The 13,708-nt window shown below is 46.1% G+C and carries 21 protein-coding genes, 9 tRNA genes and 2 pseudogenes; 3 read left to right on the top strand and 29 right to left on the bottom strand.

Annotated features, from left to right (window positions below; translation table 11 throughout):
- Positions 1–215: 215 nt before the first annotated feature.
- The 9 genes and pseudogenes from DW085_RS17265 to DW085_RS17225 all read right to left on the bottom strand — a co-directional run bounded on the left by DW085_RS17265 (position 216) and on the right by DW085_RS17225 (position 3,868).
- Positions 216–416: a hypothetical protein gene (locus DW085_RS17265; protein ID WP_147353981.1), complete on the bottom strand. Its 201-nt coding sequence runs from the start codon at positions 414–416 to the stop codon at positions 216–218.
- 43 nt (positions 417–459) lie between these two features.
- Positions 460–738, bottom strand: coding sequence for a hypothetical protein (locus tag DW085_RS17260; protein ID WP_118494008.1), 279 nt, complete (start codon positions 736–738; stop codon positions 460–462).
- A gap of 81 nt (positions 739–819) precedes the next feature.
- Positions 820–1,185 (bottom strand): hypothetical protein, encoded by a 366-nt coding sequence (locus DW085_RS17255; protein WP_118494005.1) that lies wholly within the window; start codon positions 1,183–1,185, stop codon positions 820–822.
- 179 nt (positions 1,186–1,364) lie between these two features.
- A complete protein-coding gene (locus tag DW085_RS17250; protein WP_118494002.1) occupies positions 1,365–1,688 on the bottom strand; it encodes a hypothetical protein in 324 nt (107 codons plus the stop codon).
- Positions 1,689–1,719: 31 nt separating this feature from the next.
- Positions 1,720–2,040 (bottom strand): hypothetical protein, encoded by a 321-nt coding sequence (locus tag DW085_RS17245; protein ID WP_118493999.1) that lies wholly within the window; start codon positions 2,038–2,040, stop codon positions 1,720–1,722.
- Positions 2,012–2,470: a hypothetical protein gene (locus DW085_RS17240; protein WP_147353980.1), complete on the bottom strand. Its 459-nt coding sequence runs from the start codon at positions 2,468–2,470 to the stop codon at positions 2,012–2,014. The genes DW085_RS17245 and DW085_RS17240 overlap by 29 nt, the downstream gene beginning before the upstream one ends.
- A gap of 87 nt (positions 2,471–2,557) precedes the next feature.
- Positions 2,558–3,058 (bottom strand): hypothetical protein, encoded by a 501-nt coding sequence (locus DW085_RS17235; protein WP_118493993.1) that lies wholly within the window; start codon positions 3,056–3,058, stop codon positions 2,558–2,560.
- A 39-nt stretch (positions 3,059–3,097) separates the two neighbouring features.
- Positions 3,098–3,312 (bottom strand): annotated as a pseudogene (locus DW085_RS17230) (DUF1653 domain-containing protein).
- A gap of 67 nt (positions 3,313–3,379) precedes the next feature.
- On the bottom strand, positions 3,380–3,868 hold the full coding sequence (locus DW085_RS17225; RefSeq protein ID WP_118493990.1) for a hypothetical protein: 489 nt from the start codon (positions 3,866–3,868) through the stop codon (positions 3,380–3,382).
- Positions 3,869–4,224: 356 nt separating this feature from the next.
- On the opposite strand from DW085_RS17225, the gene DW085_RS17220 reads away from it, so the two are divergent.
- Entirely contained in the window at positions 4,225–4,773 is a 549-nt protein-coding gene (locus DW085_RS17220) for a hypothetical protein (protein WP_118493987.1), read from the top strand.
- Positions 4,748–4,948, top strand: a complete 201-nt coding sequence (locus tag DW085_RS17215) for a hypothetical protein (protein WP_118493984.1) — start codon at positions 4,748–4,750, stop codon at positions 4,946–4,948. The genes DW085_RS17220 and DW085_RS17215 overlap by 26 nt, the downstream gene beginning before the upstream one ends.
- A gap of 102 nt (positions 4,949–5,050) precedes the next feature.
- Here the strand turns inward: DW085_RS17215 and DW085_RS17210 are convergent, their stop codons facing one another.
- The 19 genes from DW085_RS17210 to DW085_RS17125 all read right to left on the bottom strand — a co-directional run bounded on the left by DW085_RS17210 (position 5,051) and on the right by DW085_RS17125 (position 12,110).
- A complete protein-coding gene (locus DW085_RS17210; RefSeq protein WP_118493981.1) occupies positions 5,051–5,665 on the bottom strand; it encodes a hypothetical protein in 615 nt (204 codons plus the stop codon).
- A gap of 76 nt (positions 5,666–5,741) precedes the next feature.
- Positions 5,742–5,906: a hypothetical protein gene (locus DW085_RS19305; RefSeq protein WP_182430933.1), complete on the bottom strand. Its 165-nt coding sequence runs from the start codon at positions 5,904–5,906 to the stop codon at positions 5,742–5,744.
- A 2-nt stretch (positions 5,907–5,908) separates the two neighbouring features.
- Entirely contained in the window at positions 5,909–6,424 is a 516-nt protein-coding gene (locus DW085_RS17205) for a radical SAM protein (protein ID WP_118493978.1), read from the bottom strand.
- A 33-nt stretch (positions 6,425–6,457) separates the two neighbouring features.
- Positions 6,458–6,622, bottom strand: coding sequence for a hypothetical protein (locus DW085_RS19300; protein WP_182430932.1), 165 nt, complete (start codon positions 6,620–6,622; stop codon positions 6,458–6,460).
- Positions 6,623–7,268: 646 nt separating this feature from the next.
- Positions 7,269–7,350: transfer RNA gene (locus DW085_RS17200), tRNA-Leu, on the bottom strand.
- A gap of 4 nt (positions 7,351–7,354) precedes the next feature.
- Positions 7,355–7,449 (bottom strand) — tRNA-Ser (locus DW085_RS17195).
- A 22-nt stretch (positions 7,450–7,471) separates the two neighbouring features.
- A tRNA-Ser gene (locus DW085_RS17190) sits at positions 7,472–7,558 on the bottom strand.
- 4 nt (positions 7,559–7,562) lie between these two features.
- Positions 7,563–7,642, bottom strand: a tRNA-Leu gene (locus DW085_RS17185).
- A 6-nt stretch (positions 7,643–7,648) separates the two neighbouring features.
- Positions 7,649–7,736: transfer RNA gene (locus tag DW085_RS17180), tRNA-Ser, on the bottom strand.
- A gap of 3 nt (positions 7,737–7,739) precedes the next feature.
- Positions 7,740–7,820, bottom strand: a tRNA-Leu gene (locus DW085_RS17175).
- Positions 7,821–7,969: 149 nt separating this feature from the next.
- Positions 7,970–8,041, bottom strand: a tRNA-Glu gene (locus DW085_RS17170).
- Between the two features lies 1 nt (position 8,042).
- Positions 8,043–8,116, bottom strand: a tRNA-His gene (locus DW085_RS17165).
- Between the two features lie 2 nt (positions 8,117–8,118).
- A tRNA-Glu gene (locus DW085_RS17160) sits at positions 8,119–8,190 on the bottom strand.
- A 116-nt stretch (positions 8,191–8,306) separates the two neighbouring features.
- Positions 8,307–8,552 (bottom strand): helix-turn-helix transcriptional regulator, encoded by a 246-nt coding sequence (locus DW085_RS17155; RefSeq protein WP_118493975.1) that lies wholly within the window; start codon positions 8,550–8,552, stop codon positions 8,307–8,309.
- A 449-nt stretch (positions 8,553–9,001) separates the two neighbouring features.
- Positions 9,002–9,622 carry a hypothetical protein gene (locus DW085_RS17145; protein WP_118493969.1) on the bottom strand — a complete coding sequence of 207 codons (621 nt, stop codon included), beginning with the start codon at positions 9,620–9,622 and terminating at the stop codon, positions 9,002–9,004.
- 16 nt (positions 9,623–9,638) lie between these two features.
- The gene (locus DW085_RS17140) at positions 9,639–10,634 is read right to left on the bottom strand and encodes a DNA adenine methylase (RefSeq protein WP_118493966.1); all 996 of its coding nucleotides are present in this window, start codon (positions 10,632–10,634) and stop codon (positions 9,639–9,641) included.
- A gap of 18 nt (positions 10,635–10,652) precedes the next feature.
- A complete protein-coding gene (locus DW085_RS17135) occupies positions 10,653–11,003 on the bottom strand; it encodes an NUDIX hydrolase (protein WP_182430931.1) in 351 nt (116 codons plus the stop codon).
- Positions 10,955–11,242, bottom strand: a complete 288-nt coding sequence (locus tag DW085_RS17130) for a hypothetical protein (RefSeq protein WP_118493960.1) — start codon at positions 11,240–11,242, stop codon at positions 10,955–10,957. Before DW085_RS17130 ends, DW085_RS17135 begins: the two co-directional genes overlap by 49 nt.
- A gap of 241 nt (positions 11,243–11,483) precedes the next feature.
- Positions 11,484–12,110: a hypothetical protein gene (locus tag DW085_RS17125; protein WP_118493957.1), complete on the bottom strand. Its 627-nt coding sequence runs from the start codon at positions 12,108–12,110 to the stop codon at positions 11,484–11,486.
- Between the two features lie 499 nt (positions 12,111–12,609).
- Here DW085_RS17125 and DW085_RS17120 point away from each other — a divergent pair, with 499 nt between their 5' ends.
- The gene (locus tag DW085_RS17120; protein ID WP_118493954.1) at positions 12,610–12,849 is read left to right on the top strand and encodes a hypothetical protein; all 240 of its coding nucleotides are present in this window, start codon (positions 12,610–12,612) and stop codon (positions 12,847–12,849) included.
- A 248-nt stretch (positions 12,850–13,097) separates the two neighbouring features.
- Here the strand turns inward: DW085_RS17120 and DW085_RS19295 are convergent.
- Positions 13,098–13,708, bottom strand: a pseudogene (locus DW085_RS19295) (hypothetical protein); the annotation flags it as partial.

Genomic DNA, 13,708 nt, shown 5'->3' with positions numbered 1-13,708 from the left:
ATGTCTGGTTGCGATATCAGTATGGATACCCGGACCGTCGCGAGAGCAAAAAAATACCATCCGCATCCTGCGATACGAATGGTATTGGTTTGTGTTACGGGTTTAAGGATAACAAGCCCTTCTTGCTGATCCGGAAAGCCCGCGGGAAACCGCGGTGCTCGCTTTCGATCATGCCCTCATCATACAGCTTATACGTTTTATTTTTTTAAACTTAATTAAGTAATAATCATTGAATCAAGCTCGCTCTCATAGCCAAACATTTCCCTATATCCACCACATACTAACGGAAATTTTATCCATATTAATCTAGTGTGTTCATCAATTCTACAAATTTCAATTTCTCTTCTAACAATCTTGGACAAATGATAACCTTCACGCATTTCTACCATGAATTTCTGACCAACTTTATATTTCACTTTTCTTATTTCCTCCATTATAAAAACTTGGAAAACAACTGTTTCATACCCTATATTTTGCAACTGCATCTTCCCAGTTAGCTATAGTACAAACCTTGTCTGTTTCCTCTGCAATGCGTTCTATTTGCTTAGAAGAAACACAAGGAGTGTTTTTAAAAGCTCTACCTATTGCTAATTTAACATCATCTAAGGTTTTCTCTTTTTTGAGTTTTAAATTATATCTCCTCAATAAATCCGGCAATTTCTTTTTACAAACATTACCGTAATTAACAAACCATTCTACCCATAATGCTTCTGCAAATATTTCTTGTGGTAATCTCATTTTGCACCTTTCAATTCACTTTTTAGCTCTTCTTATATATGCCGGGATGCCGCTTTTTGCGACATTCCCGGCTTCTCCCATCTACAAGCCAACGATCTCGCTCAAAGCCTGCTCACTGTCTCCATCCAGGATATCTTCATCGATACATCTGGACCTGCTATTTACGTACTCGCACATCGCGAGCTGCAGCTCCGCACAGAGTTTCATACTGTTCCAGGCACCACTGTCGGTATCGGTCTCATGATGCAAGACCACCTTCGGGCCGTCCGTGGCTGCCATTGCGTAATGGAAACACTCCGGATTATCTTCCAGTCCTTCTGCAAACAGGACATCGCGCTTGGCGTCATCGCACCAGGCATTTAAGACCGGGACAAATAACAGGTAAGCATCGACATTATCTTCATCTTCCTCATTATCGCTCAGCCATCCGACGAGGTATCCACACACACCGGATAACTGGAAGGTTTCCGCTGAAATGAATACGTAGTCCTGATCCGTCGCTTTTAACAGGTCAATGCTGTGCTGATATGGCTTCCGATAACCCTTGACTAGGTCCGTGATACGGGCTTCATCCAGGCAGCAGCCGCAGGCATCCAGCCATTTTTCCGCTTCTTCGCAAGCCCCCTTTAATACAGATTCCGAGGCATCGTTACCATGCTCATACAGGTAACGGCGGTGTTCCAGGTATCTTTCGAACCCACTCTGCAGCTGCCCGCTACGAGGTTACGACTTGGGAAGGCTTCCGCCAAACACCGATCCGTATTTTCCAGTGCTGATTCCGCCAGGCACTCAATCAGATCCTGGACGTTTTCCGCTACAACCTCAGCAGATACGTTCTGATAATGTGCTCCGCTACTTCCTTCTGTGGAAATGTAGGCATCCAGGGTATTATCTGGCTGGATCTCCACGTCAACTGAAATCGCACTCAACGCAATATTTTTCTTTTCCATGATTAATTCTCCTTTTCTTTGACTACAATGCTTACATATTTTCCTGACAATATCCAGGAATGCTGCATCCGCCTGCGCCGTTACCCCACGGACAGTCCATGCATCCGCCGCTTTCGCGTTCTTCCTGCATTTTCTGTTTGTACTTCAGCTCACGCTGATACGCCCATTCATTCTGACGGTCGGCTTCCTCGGTAAATCTGCGGATATCCCTCTGGAACATCTTTGAAAAGAGCGGATATTTCTTTGCCAAGGCTTTCAGATGATCTGCAACGCCTTCCGGTTCACCGTAACACTCACAAAGATTTTCCAGATATGTTTTTCGGTTAGTCACGTATCCCATCATTTCCTTCATCTTTTTCTCCTTCCCCCGCATCTGCAGGGCTGTCTGAATCTTTCACCCTGTTCTGACGTTTCATTTCTTCCGTCATAGCCTGCAGTTTGTTCGTTCTACGAAACGCTTTCCGGAATGCGCTGAGAAAATACACAAAAGCGATCACGCACTGGATTTTTGACGCAATCTCCGATAGCTCCGGTCTCCATAACCCAACCATTTCGCGGACCGTGATGCTGCAGACGCAAAGACACATGAGCAGATCCGGGAACTGATGCTGATATTTGACCTGATAATACGCGACCGGCAGGAAACAGAGGATCTGGCATACAAGCGCGTATATGTACAACTCGTACTGCGGTTTGATACAGATCACGAACGTCAGCAGAACGAACTGCATACACACCATGAACATAGCCGCTACTGCTTTACTTTTGTCATTTTTTAACATAACATCTGAATACTCCTTTTGTTTCTCGTGGGTTTTCAGCACGGAAAAACCTTCCGCGCCTGTCACCGTATATTTTTTGAATGACGTCTACTGATCCTGCGTTTTCGACTGCGATGCGGCAGCAGGTGCATCTGACTCCTCACGGTTTGAAAACCAGTCCCAGAAATCACGCTTCCAGCCACCGTGACGGAAACGAAGCCCCTGGAAGTCATCCCGGCGCCCAAGGATCCGGATATCCCGAAAATCCATCCCGGTTTCGCCCTCTACCTTGCGGATCATGTCCTCTGCATACATCAGACAGTTATCCAAACAGAACACAAACGCACCATCGCGCTCCAGAGTCAGGTAATTATGCCCGCCACAATGGACTGTATAGCCCGTTTTCTTTCGTATGCCCTGTTTTGCCATCATCTTTACCGCATCATAATAACCTTTTGCTCCCATAGCCGTCAGTGCTGCCACGGCATTGCACATCACATCGTCATCCCGGTTAATCCAGGTCTCCAGGTATTCCACGGTATAAAGCGAATGGCCCAATTCGCGGACAATCTGGCGCTCCTGTTCCGTCATTTCTTTTTTCTTTTTCATGTCTTTCTCCTTTGTTATCTGATGTAAGTCTTGTAGTACTCACTCCATTAGCTCGAAGCGCATCTCCTGCTTCACATCCGGATATTTCTCATGATCCACGTTTGATAAAAACATGGAAATAGGTCTTGCCCACACAAGATCCGGACGGTCAAGCGTCTGATAGATTACCAGGGTTCGTCGGATTCGCTGTGCACCGCGATCGTTAAGACGACATAAATGCCGCCCTTAAAATGACGGTAGCGTTTCCCGACCATTTCGTCCCTGGTTGCCCCTAACTGTTTCTGAAGTTCCATCTTATTCATATGTTTTTCCCTTTCTGTCTCACAGGTTCAACAGGTTCCCCGCAGCTTTTAAAACTGCATCGTCTACCGGATATTCAGTTCCATCATCATCCAAAAAGCAGAGTTTCGTGACAGTTAAGGTATCATCTGAGTCTGCGTTTGCCGATACCGGCCAGTAGTCGATGTAAAATTCGCGGATCGCCGTCGCTTTTGCCATCACTTCCGGAGTCAGATCATCCCGGCATATGCCGAGTTTCTTCCACTCTTCTTCATAACAGTCGTCAAGTTCATTCTCATCCGTTGTGGAAAAATACGTCCATTCCCCATGGATGATTTCCAGTTCTCCATCTTCATTGACCGTGCCGGAATAACTGGCCCAGTCAAACGGGACGCAGACCGTCTTTCCACCGACCGGAATGTCCATTGCAAATCCGCCGGGCGAAAAAGAGCTGTTTGGAAGTTCACTGAATTCCTTCAAGTTTTTGCCGATCAGGTGTCCTGTCAACGTGTACTTCATTCTAATTCCCATTTTGTCTTTCCTCCTTAATTCCTTAATATCAACGGTTACATGCTCAGTATGGATACGGAAGGACAGGATTTTGAGTGGATTTATTGTCAGTATGCGCGATATCCGGATAAGTTCTCCGATGTATCCCGTCTTTCTCAAAAAATTATTTCATCCGCATTACCATTTGTTGCGTGAATGGTATTTTTCTGATTTTTCTATCATTCTAAAAGTGCAAATCTGCATACTGAAAGTGTTACTGGTGGATTAGGAATCGAGAAAGGAGAATATAACAATGAATACAGGATAAGTAATACAACCAAATTGCAAACAACCGCAACATGTAGTATAATGAAAATAAGTAGAAGGAACCCAAGCAAATGATTACGTTTATCGTAGATGAATTAACCCCGTGTTTGAGAGATGTCACCACGGGAGACATCGCAGAAACCGAAGTTGTAAGAATAAAAAGAAAATCTTTTTTGTCAAAATTCAACAAAAATACCGGATGGTACATAAACTGGAGCAAATTTCCAAAAGAGGTAGAGGTATATGCGTTAGTTCTTAAGGGAACCATGGATATACAGGGGCTTATCAGTATTAGCAATGATGTACCTTCTAACGCCGTGTATGTTCATTGGGCTTGCACGGCTCCGCATAACAACGTATGGGAATATCATACACAAAAGTATAAGGGAGTAGGTGGACATTTGCTTGCGATCGCAGCTGCAAAATCTGCCGAATGGAACCACGAGGGCGTCTTCCACTCCGACGCTATGGATGAAGCGGTTTTGGCGCACTACGTTAATGAGTTTGGGGCATGGCATATGCCACTTCCAAACCACCCGCTCCATTTCGTCATGGAGGAAACCGCAGCACAAAAAATCATGGAGGTGTATACTTATGAGTGGACCGACGATGAAGTGTAACACTGCAAAAAATCGTACGACCGTAGAACAGTATCTCTCGATGTTTAATCCGTACGAAAGCAGACCATCAATCGCAATCGATCTGGTAGCGCTTACCAGATATGCGAAAAAGCATGGTAAGGTTGCAAAAGATCTGAGTGATAATGAAATTGCGGCGTTTCGCACGCAAAGATAACGCGTTCTAAGTTTTTCTAAACGGGCGGCAGAGCAATTCTGCTGCCTATTTTTTAAAAAACCTCCTCTGATTGCTCAGAGGAGGTTGTAGCCGTGTTATTTCTCATTCTTTTTTGGATGGATTCTTTTCCTGGTCGATCTGTGCTTTTGCCATCTGAAAAGCATACAGGTACAATTCCAGAATATTCGTTTCCTGTTTTCCAAGTGAGGAAGCAAATTCCCACGGATCCGAAAAGTACCGTTCCAAAGCCTCATATCCGGCGGACCCGATTCCTTGCGCATCGGTAAAATCAGAAAATACATCTTCGAAGAAATCATTGAGCTTGTCATCATCCGTTTCCCAGTCCATCCGGCCATCCTGGATTACTTCCGGAAGCACTCCGGACTCGTCCATGTATTCCTTTAGCGAAGCCTTGGCCATGTTTTCATCAAATACGAAAAATGGCCGATTGTGGCATTCCACCTTTTCCCGGAAATACCCTGGATTTCCGACATAATCCTCAGCAAATTTCTCGTAGGTCATATTATTGCAATTAGCTGCAGTTAAAGACCCCAGATCCCCGGAAATATGAAGGCGGCAATAGTCTTCCTCAAAAAGGAACCGGATCTGGCAATACGAAGAATCCGGCCTTTTGAAATCCAACACCTTAATAGTTCCGTAATCCAACAGGGTCGCCTCATGGGACTCAAAACATTTTTTCTCTCGTTCCGTAAGCATCTTATTCTCCTCTCTCGACATCTTTCGTGTCATCGCATAAACGACATGGTACTTTCTAACAGTGCTCCGGCTTCCCTTAAGACTCGCAATACTGAAGAAACGCAGCGATTGTCTCCATACCTTCACATCTGGTATAAAACCGCTTTTTTGCGTTTTTCTTCCGGTGCATCGGCAATCCCGCCAGTTTCCGGCTGTTGTTACTCAGATACATTTTCACGTTCTGATTTTTCTTTTCTGACATGGTCACATTCCCCTTTCCGTTTCCCCGCTGCACAACATCGCATAGGCCAACGGGTTTATTTCCTTTGCTTTTTCCAACGGAATCCGGCATTTGTCGCACCGGAATGCCTGAATCTTATGCATGATCTCATCACTCACCGGATAAAACCTCGCATCATCCGTGACCTGCATGAAGATTCGCTTTTTGCCGATACGGTCCCGCAGACGCACATATGTTTCCTGATATTCTGGTGTTCGGGCTAAAACTCTGCCATTTGTACTAAGCGAAAACGGCAAAAATGGAACGCCCTTCCGGTCACGCTGCATAACAAAGTTTCCAAGCCGGTCCAGAATCTTAACAATATCTGGATGCTCAAAGATCTCCCCACCGGATATATGAAAGGTCGGAATGTGATACCGGTCTACAAATGCAAGGATATCCTCAAATACAGAATATGGCATGTGCTTTCCGTCCGGTTTGCAGTCCGATAAACAATGCGTGCAGCCCATCGAACAATGATAGGTCAGATCAATCATCATATCTTTTTTCTCCTCTCGTCTTATCCGGATCTCTTACTCGGTATCCACCAATAAATAATCCAGATTTTTCTCGAAAAAGTTCTCATTAACTTTCTGATGTCTGCGATCTGTCCACATCAGGGCATGTTCTTCGCATTCCGGGCAGGAATCCGTGCCAATATTGACCAACATGATCTTCCCACAGTTACAGCAGGTCACAAAATCCCCTAAATCAGGCTGATGTTTGCGGATGTTCTCCGGTCTAATACATAAGCCAATTCTTTCATTTTTTTCCTTTTCTCCTTTCTACTACTATTCCTTATTTTGTGATTACGATATCAGTATGTATCCGCCACTTTCCATAAAATGGACATAAAAAAGAGTCATGCACAAAACATGACTCCAATCTTCGCCGTTTGATGGGGTGTTCCCCGGGAACACCCCTTTTGCGCGAGCTAAAAGTAAATCGCAAAGAAAAAAGAGAGCCGATACACCGCAGTGTAAATGTGCTCTCTTTCTCATGGCTAATTTTTTCGTTGTCCGTCAACCACCGGCTCATCCGTCCGGTTTACATTTCGAGTTTTTTCGTTGCCCGCCAACCACCGGCTCATCCGTCCGGCCTGTCATTCGGATTGCATCGCTCTCCCAACATTGCTGCCTGAGTGATGAGGTGTTAGCCCACCCGGCATCTTATCCGATCCCCTTGCACAAAGAATATCACATAGTTTTTCTAAATGCAACCGCGAAGTTACTGCGGTACGACGGAACGTTTTGATAACACTCCTGGTGCCGCCATTTCCCCTATCCCTTCCGGATATCCATTCCACCAAATGCAAAAGCGGATCCAAACGCTCCGCAAAAGACATGCAGATGATCGGATTCGAACCGACACGGGTATCCCCATCCGGGTTTAAACCGGATGCGTTTTCCAATTACGCCACATCTGCCAACCGGTCGCGGCAGGATTCGGACCTGCGAACCAGAGTATTATTGATCTGGTCTCCTCATTAGCAATGAGGCGGTATAAACCACTCACCCACGCGACCATATTATTTTTTTATTGCCAAACGGAGACTCAGGGATTCGAACCCTGGAACCGAATTCCCGGTCTGCAGTTTTCAAGACTGTTGCAATCAACCACTCTGCCAAATCTCCCTCATGCCGTCAGTGGGAGTTGAACCCACATGCGTTTGCGCTTGCTCCTTGGGCAAGTGTGTATACCAGTTCCACCATGACGGCATAAAACGTGGATCGAGGGAGTCGGACCCTCATGGCGAATCACTTCGCCTGCCGGTTTTCGAGACCGGTGCCGTACCAGTTGAGCCAGATCCACGGATACTGATGACCGGGCTTGAACCGGTACGGATTGCTCCAGCTGGGTTTGAGCCAGCCGCGTCTGCCATTTCGCCACATCAGCATTTTATTGCACGAGCAGAGAATCGAACTCTGCAGGTATGCTCCGCATCACCATGTCCAAACAACAAATTGTTTTCAGAACACGATTTCTGCACGCCATTGCATACATCCCATTGCTTCCTATGCGTTTCCCATTTCGCCATCGTGCAATGATCCCATCGGGGATCGAACCCGAGTTTACGCCGTGAGAGGGCGTCGTCTTTTCCACTCGACTATGGGACCGTGGGGTGACCACGGGGAATCGAACCCCGATGAGCAGATCCACAATCTGCCGTTCTGCCGTTGAACTATGGCCACAGTGACTCCAACGGGTATCGGACCCGTGCCTGCGGCGTGAAGGGCCGCCGTCTTAACCGCTTGACTATGGAGCCATAAGTCGGTGAGGGAGGATGTGCGCCTCCGTGTTTCTTGTGTGCCTGATTTACAGTCAGGTGCCGTCGCTACTGGGCCACTCACCGTTATATATCCGGGGTGCGGTCGCACCCCTTTATGCTGTTTTTCTGCCTTGTACAGGCATATCGACAATCAGCAGATCGTCGATCTTACATCCAAGAGTTACTGCCAGGATGACCAGGTTATCTATCGTTGGCATTGCGGTGCCATTTTTCCATTTGTAAATAGCCTGCGGGGTTGCAAATCCAAAGATTTCCTGCAAGTCCTTTACGGTCATTCCTGCTGCTTTCATCATTCTTGTGATATTTTTCCCGGTTGCCGTCATATCGATCGTAGGCATTGTATTTTCTCCTTTTTACATCAAAAAACCGTCTGCCCATCAGGACAAACGGTTTATGCGAAAAAGATATTTATCATGCATGACGATACTTAAATCGCTGCAGTTAAATGCCCGGACCTGAAGATCCATCTTTGCATAATGTCTGAAACCTGTATGAGCGCATCTCAAATAATCCCTCGTAACTATGTTCGAATGATAAATGGCTGAGGCTATACAGATATGACAATGCAAACATGTTCTTTCTCATGGCTCTTTTCCTTTCCGGGATTTTCTTTCTGATTTTTTTGTCCCTTGTTGTTTATGTCAGTATCATAGCATACTTTTTTCTGGCTGTCATTATACTTGTGGTATAATTCGCCAATCGAGCGCGATATACCAATAAATCGCTGGGTTCGTTTCGAAGAAAAAGAGTATGCCACAAAGGACACACTCTTTAAGCGGATGGTCTGCTACTGTTTTTCTCTCAGGTACTGTGCATATTCCATCAGTGTCTTGGCTGTTCTTTCCAGACTGTCGATCTCAGAAATTACATCGCCTTCCACATCCGTACATACGGTAAAGACTTTCCCGATTGTCTGATCCGTTACATAAGCCGGAATCCCCTTTTTCGGTTCCCAGAAAGCGACCATACAGCCGCCTTTTTCCGGATAAGGATATACATATCCATCGCTGACAAACGTATCACGATACTTCTGTGCATCCGCAATACGAATGGGGAAGCATGTCCCAATACCGGCAATTAACCCTTCTGTTAATTCTCGGTTCTTTCGGTACAACTCTATCGCAACCGGATTCCCAAAGCCAGCGATCCAATTGTACGTCAGATCACGTTCCGTATCATTCAGAAAATTATGTCTGAGAAGCGATTCCGGATTCATGTATGTTCCATAACTGAACTTCCACGCAAACGGATCATCAAGCACTGGATTTACGATTTTAATTGGAAAATCCTGATCGCCATTTTCCCTAAGTTCCAACCAGCATGTCCTGCAACTTCCCTTGCAGGCCTGTAAAGCCAATAAAGCTTCCTGGTAATTTGTTGTTGCTGTTGTCCAATTTGTTCTGATCATAAGTGTTTCCTCCTTGTCAGTCTTTTGCGCTTCGACTGCAGCCGCAGCTGTAGTTTCTTTGTTGATAAAATTTTTCCACATACGGAAAGTCATAGTATTCTTCCGTTTCCGGACAGGCATCATAGGTTACTACGATTTTTGCACATCCTGGATAGGATAATGTCAAATCCTGGATCAGTCCCGCCAAACGTTTGTGATCATCCATTTCGTACCATTCCCGGTACAACTGCTTCCCCCGTAAAACGTAAGGTGGATCGATAAACAGGAAATGATCCGCGCTCCAATAAAATTCTTCGATCACCTGGAGTGCATCCATACGCATCACCGTGATACGATCCTTGTATGCTGCGATCCTGCGGATTCGGTCCGCCACCTTTTTGTAATTCCATCGGCGCTCGTAGTCTCCTGCGATCCCGGCTTTTGTGATTCCGGAAAATGCCAGCTGGTTTGCTGTCAGAAATGCCGCTGCCAGCTCAACCGTGAGGCGGTCGTCCGGCCGGTCAAGTATCCTTTTTGCTTGCAAAAACTCTTCCCGCGTTCCCTGTATGTTGCGGGCCGCATTCAGGAGTTCTTCTGTGCATTCCAAAACAGATGTCCAAAATGCACATACACCCGGATCCAGATCGTTTAAAACGATCCGGTCGGTACGTCCTGCAAATAGCATAGCCAGGGATGCGGCGGCACCGCCGGCAAATGGTTCGACCATGGTGCCGATATGCTCCGGAAAATGCGGTTCCAACTGCCTTAGCATTTTCCCCTTTCCTCCGGGATAACGCAAGGGAGACAGCCTTCCCTGTAAATCGCTTTTTGCCAGCTCATCCATCTGGCGCTCCCGACAGTCGCCGGCCTTTGTTTCCAGGCATACAGATAAATCGATCGTTCTGATTATGCCTGCGTATGGCGTGAAGCCCTCGCATTCCGGACACCAGAAGCCAGTGCCATGAACGTCTTCTTCGATATCATCTTGCGAGGCGAATGTCGCCCCGCACACTCTGCACTGAAATGTTTTCAATTTTTCCACTCCTTATTCCTATTCGCATAATTTGCAAAATTCTGCCGACCTCGCCAAATGGATACCTGTAATCAGACACTGCATTCTGGAACTGCAGGAATCACCGTCTGCGACCATCGCATACAGGCGATTGACATTCGTTCGAATTGGATGAATCTCTTCCTTACCCTGCATTTCGTAAAAATTTCCACTCACAAGCAGCCCAACAATGGCAACCTTTTCGTCCGTCATGCCGGCGCTGCTGTATCCACCAGGGATCGTAAAGAGTACCTTTTCGGTATTAAGCCCGGTTTCCTCTTTTAATTCCCGTTTAGCGGCTTCTACCGGAGTTTCGCCAGGATCAATGAGCCCGGCTGGAAATTCAAGCAATAGCCGTTGATTGCATAGCGGAATTCACGCGTAATCAGGAAATCGCCGTTATCAAAGATAGGCACGATGCATACGGCATCTGTTTTGGTGCCCAGCCCATGCTCCTGCACCTCCGGCCATCCATGACGGCTTACAATCTCATACGGGATCTCTGTCCCACAATCATCATATTTTGCCTTATAGGTATGCAGATATTGCCCGTTTCCATTTGTCGGCTCCAGTGTTTTTAATTTTTTCATATTTCTTTCTCCTTTCTCGATTTCTGAAGTTGTTACATGATCAGTATGGAGATCTGCATCGCCTTAATGAGGCTGTTTTATTGCAGAGGTCTTCCCGAGGAACACCCCTCCCCCGTTATTTCGCGTTGTGCCATTCCCAAACAACAAAAAGAGCCCTCCAATTTCTGGAAGGCTCGTTCGCTCGCGCACCCGCAAGGGAACGCGGTAAACATATATGCTATTGTGGATATTACTGATTTCCTTATTCTTGCTCCAGGTAGAAGAACGTATCGTCAGCTTCTTCCTGCTGCTCTTCGTTTATTGCAACCGGGTGTTCGACACCATTGCCAAAATCAATAAACATGTCTCTGCCATCTTTCATTTTTCCCGCAATGCTGTCCTCATCCTGTTCTGCAACGGTAATCGCTCCTGTAGACAGGTTGGCGTCTGCATCAATGCGGATATCTCCTTCTTCCGGGTCTCGAACAATCAGTACACCTTCCATGCAGTCCGGCAGCAATACCTCATCCTGATTTACTTCCACGGTGAATCGCGGATAAATGGTACTCTTATCAATCGGACCGTCGTAGTCGTTTACGCATGATATTCCGACAGTTGCGAGGATTTCTTTCGTGGCATACAGAATGAAATCACCCCAGTTATAATCATTGCAAGTATCTGCGATGATTTTCTCGCAGTCTGGGCCAATGATGGTTGCGCGTGCAGCTTTTCGCAATTGTTTTTCGCAATACTTAAGAATAATATCGTCGGCGCAGAGTGTTGTTTTATTAACAAGATTCTCTGGGATGTCGATAATGAAATCATCATCATGGCTTTCCGTTTGAAAGCCCTCCTGCCGGAGGCGCAGTAATGTAATTAACTTTTTCATAATTCAGTGCGAGGTACGGCTGAAGCCTTAATGGGGGACCATATTGGAATACAGTGAGTCTTCCTAAATATGCCCTCTTTTTAAAGATCCTGTCCCCGCTTCTCCTTTCTGTTTGTAAAATAAGTCGTTAATATTCGTGGCTTTAGCCGTGTGAACACAACACGTGAATCATATTCTTTCTCCTTTCTCTATTTCTTGTTTTTGGATATTATCAGTATGGAAATTTATCGTTCCAGAAAGAATGATATTTCGGATACCGTTTCTCATGACAGCTTTCGCACATGCCATATGGATAATTCCATTTTAACATGACTTCCGATAATCACCCCCCCCGCCTCCACAGGCGGCGGATGAGTCGGCCAGATTAGAAAATAGGATGAAGGACAGACAGGTTTATTTCTATCTGTCTTTTTGACCAAAAAGTGCTATCCGCAAAAATGCCTTCTGAAAACATACTCCATACTGATGGCGTAACGATTTTTGGAAAGGAGGCTGTGACATGAAAAAGAAGGTGGAGGTTTTAATAAAAATATTTAAGGTATTATTACAATTCTTTTGTAATCTAAAAGATTTAATATTATGCGGAGCCGTGATGGGATTATTTATTGAAGCAGGCGTAATTTTGTTTCTAATTTCTTTTGGTCACGAATTGGAGCTGCTTACCGTAGTTGTTACATATTTATTTGCAACACTTATAGGCATTGCAATCGCTTTAGAAGTGACGTCCTCTCATGACTAAAGTCACGAGCTTCCCTGTGAGAATTCCTCACGGAAAGGTATCGTTCCCATAGATTGAGACTTCCCTTATTTTCCGGGCATCACCATTCCCTAAGAATGGATATAGACCGGGTTTTACGGGTTCGGGGGATGCGTTCGGTCCGGGACCTACTGGCTGACCCCACGGGAGTACGCCGGACTCCCAGGATATAAAAATGGTTACGTGTTTCTTATGACAGGTTTATGAGTTGCGTTTTTTCAAGTTCATATTTAAAATCCAAAGCACTGCGGCATACTCTGCCCGGTGCTTTTCATTGTCTGGATGAGACGTTCCTGCAACTGCAGGAAGTTCTGGAAGCGTTTCTTACATGCCTGCTGGTCCGGCACAGCCAGACCGTCGGACGGGTTCTGGATCAGGAACGCGCTGTAGAGGTCTCTCTGGACGGTATGTCCGCCGATCTCCTTCTTACGTTCCGAGAGGAGCGTTTTGACACATTCCCCTGTAACATGGTTATACTGGCTGGCCTTATAGGTCCGGGTCTGGATCTCCAGGACGGTTACACCAAGGAGTCCTGCCTTCCGTTTCAGGATGGTGATGAAGGAAGCCGGGGCCCGGTTATTTAAGGATCGTCCGAACCGTTTCTTCTTTTTAAACTTCCGGATGAGCTTTACGGTACCGTCTTTCTGTTTCACCGGGGCAGCTTCTTCCTTCCTGGAAGTATCCCTGGCGCGTTTCTGTAATGCCCGGTAGTCCATATGCTCGACGTAGATGGTATCCGCATTGGCTAAAAAGCGATTGGCCCGTTCCTCATGATCCTGCTTGATATAGGCTGCTTTCTTCCGGTAGATGGCCCGGAGCTTCTGACGCATCCTTTTATATC

Source organism: Clostridium sp. AF50-3 (genome assembly GCF_003477445.1).
Lineage (GTDB): Bacteria > Bacillota > Clostridia > Lachnospirales > Lachnospiraceae > Otoolea > Otoolea fessa.
Note: the sequence above shows the minus strand (reverse complement) of the source record. Positions and strands in the feature narration are given on the sequence as shown.

Excerpts from the sequence above, each read along its gene's own strand:
- DW085_RS19305 (WP_182430933.1), bottom strand. The coding sequence starts at position 5,906 with ATGTCAGAAAAGAAAAATCAGAACGTGAAAATGTATCTGAGTAACAAC.
- DW085_RS17210 (WP_118493981.1), bottom strand. The coding sequence starts at position 5,665 with ATGCTTACGGAACGAGAGAAAAAATGTTTTGAGTCCCATGAGGCGACC.
- DW085_RS17240 (WP_147353980.1), bottom strand. The coding sequence starts at position 2,470 with ATGTTAAAAAATGACAAAAGTAAAGCAGTAGCGGCTATGTTCATGGTG.
- DW085_RS17205 (WP_118493978.1), bottom strand. The coding sequence starts at position 6,424 with ATGATGATTGATCTGACCTATCATTGTTCGATGGGCTGCACGCATTGT.
- DW085_RS17120 (WP_118493954.1), top strand. The coding sequence starts at position 12,610 with ATGAAAAAGAAGGTGGAGGTTTTAATAAAAATATTTAAGGTATTATTA.
- DW085_RS17155 (WP_118493975.1), bottom strand. The coding sequence starts at position 8,552 with ATGCCTACGATCGATATGACGGCAACCGGGAAAAATATCACAAGAATG.
- DW085_RS17260 (WP_118494008.1), bottom strand. The coding sequence starts at position 738 with ATGAGATTACCACAAGAAATATTTGCAGAAGCATTATGGGTAGAATGG.
- DW085_RS17130 (WP_118493960.1), bottom strand. The coding sequence starts at position 11,242 with ATGAAAAAATTAAAAACACTGGAGCCGACAAATGGAAACGGGCAATAT.
- DW085_RS17220 (WP_118493987.1), top strand. The coding sequence starts at position 4,225 with ATGATTACGTTTATCGTAGATGAATTAACCCCGTGTTTGAGAGATGTC.
- DW085_RS17125 (WP_118493957.1), bottom strand. The coding sequence starts at position 12,110 with ATGAAAAAGTTAATTACATTACTGCGCCTCCGGCAGGAGGGCTTTCAA.
- DW085_RS17145 (WP_118493969.1), bottom strand. The coding sequence starts at position 9,622 with ATGATCAGAACAAATTGGACAACAGCAACAACAAATTACCAGGAAGCT.
- DW085_RS17215 (WP_118493984.1), top strand. The coding sequence starts at position 4,748 with ATGAGTGGACCGACGATGAAGTGTAACACTGCAAAAAATCGTACGACC.
- DW085_RS17250 (WP_118494002.1), bottom strand. The coding sequence starts at position 1,688 with ATGGAAAAGAAAAATATTGCGTTGAGTGCGATTTCAGTTGACGTGGAG.
- DW085_RS17225 (WP_118493990.1), bottom strand. The coding sequence starts at position 3,868 with ATGGGAATTAGAATGAAGTACACGTTGACAGGACACCTGATCGGCAAA.
- DW085_RS17245 (WP_118493999.1), bottom strand. The coding sequence starts at position 2,040 with ATGAAGGAAATGATGGGATACGTGACTAACCGAAAAACATATCTGGAA.
- DW085_RS17235 (WP_118493993.1), bottom strand. The coding sequence starts at position 3,058 with ATGAAAAAGAAAAAAGAAATGACGGAACAGGAGCGCCAGATTGTCCGC.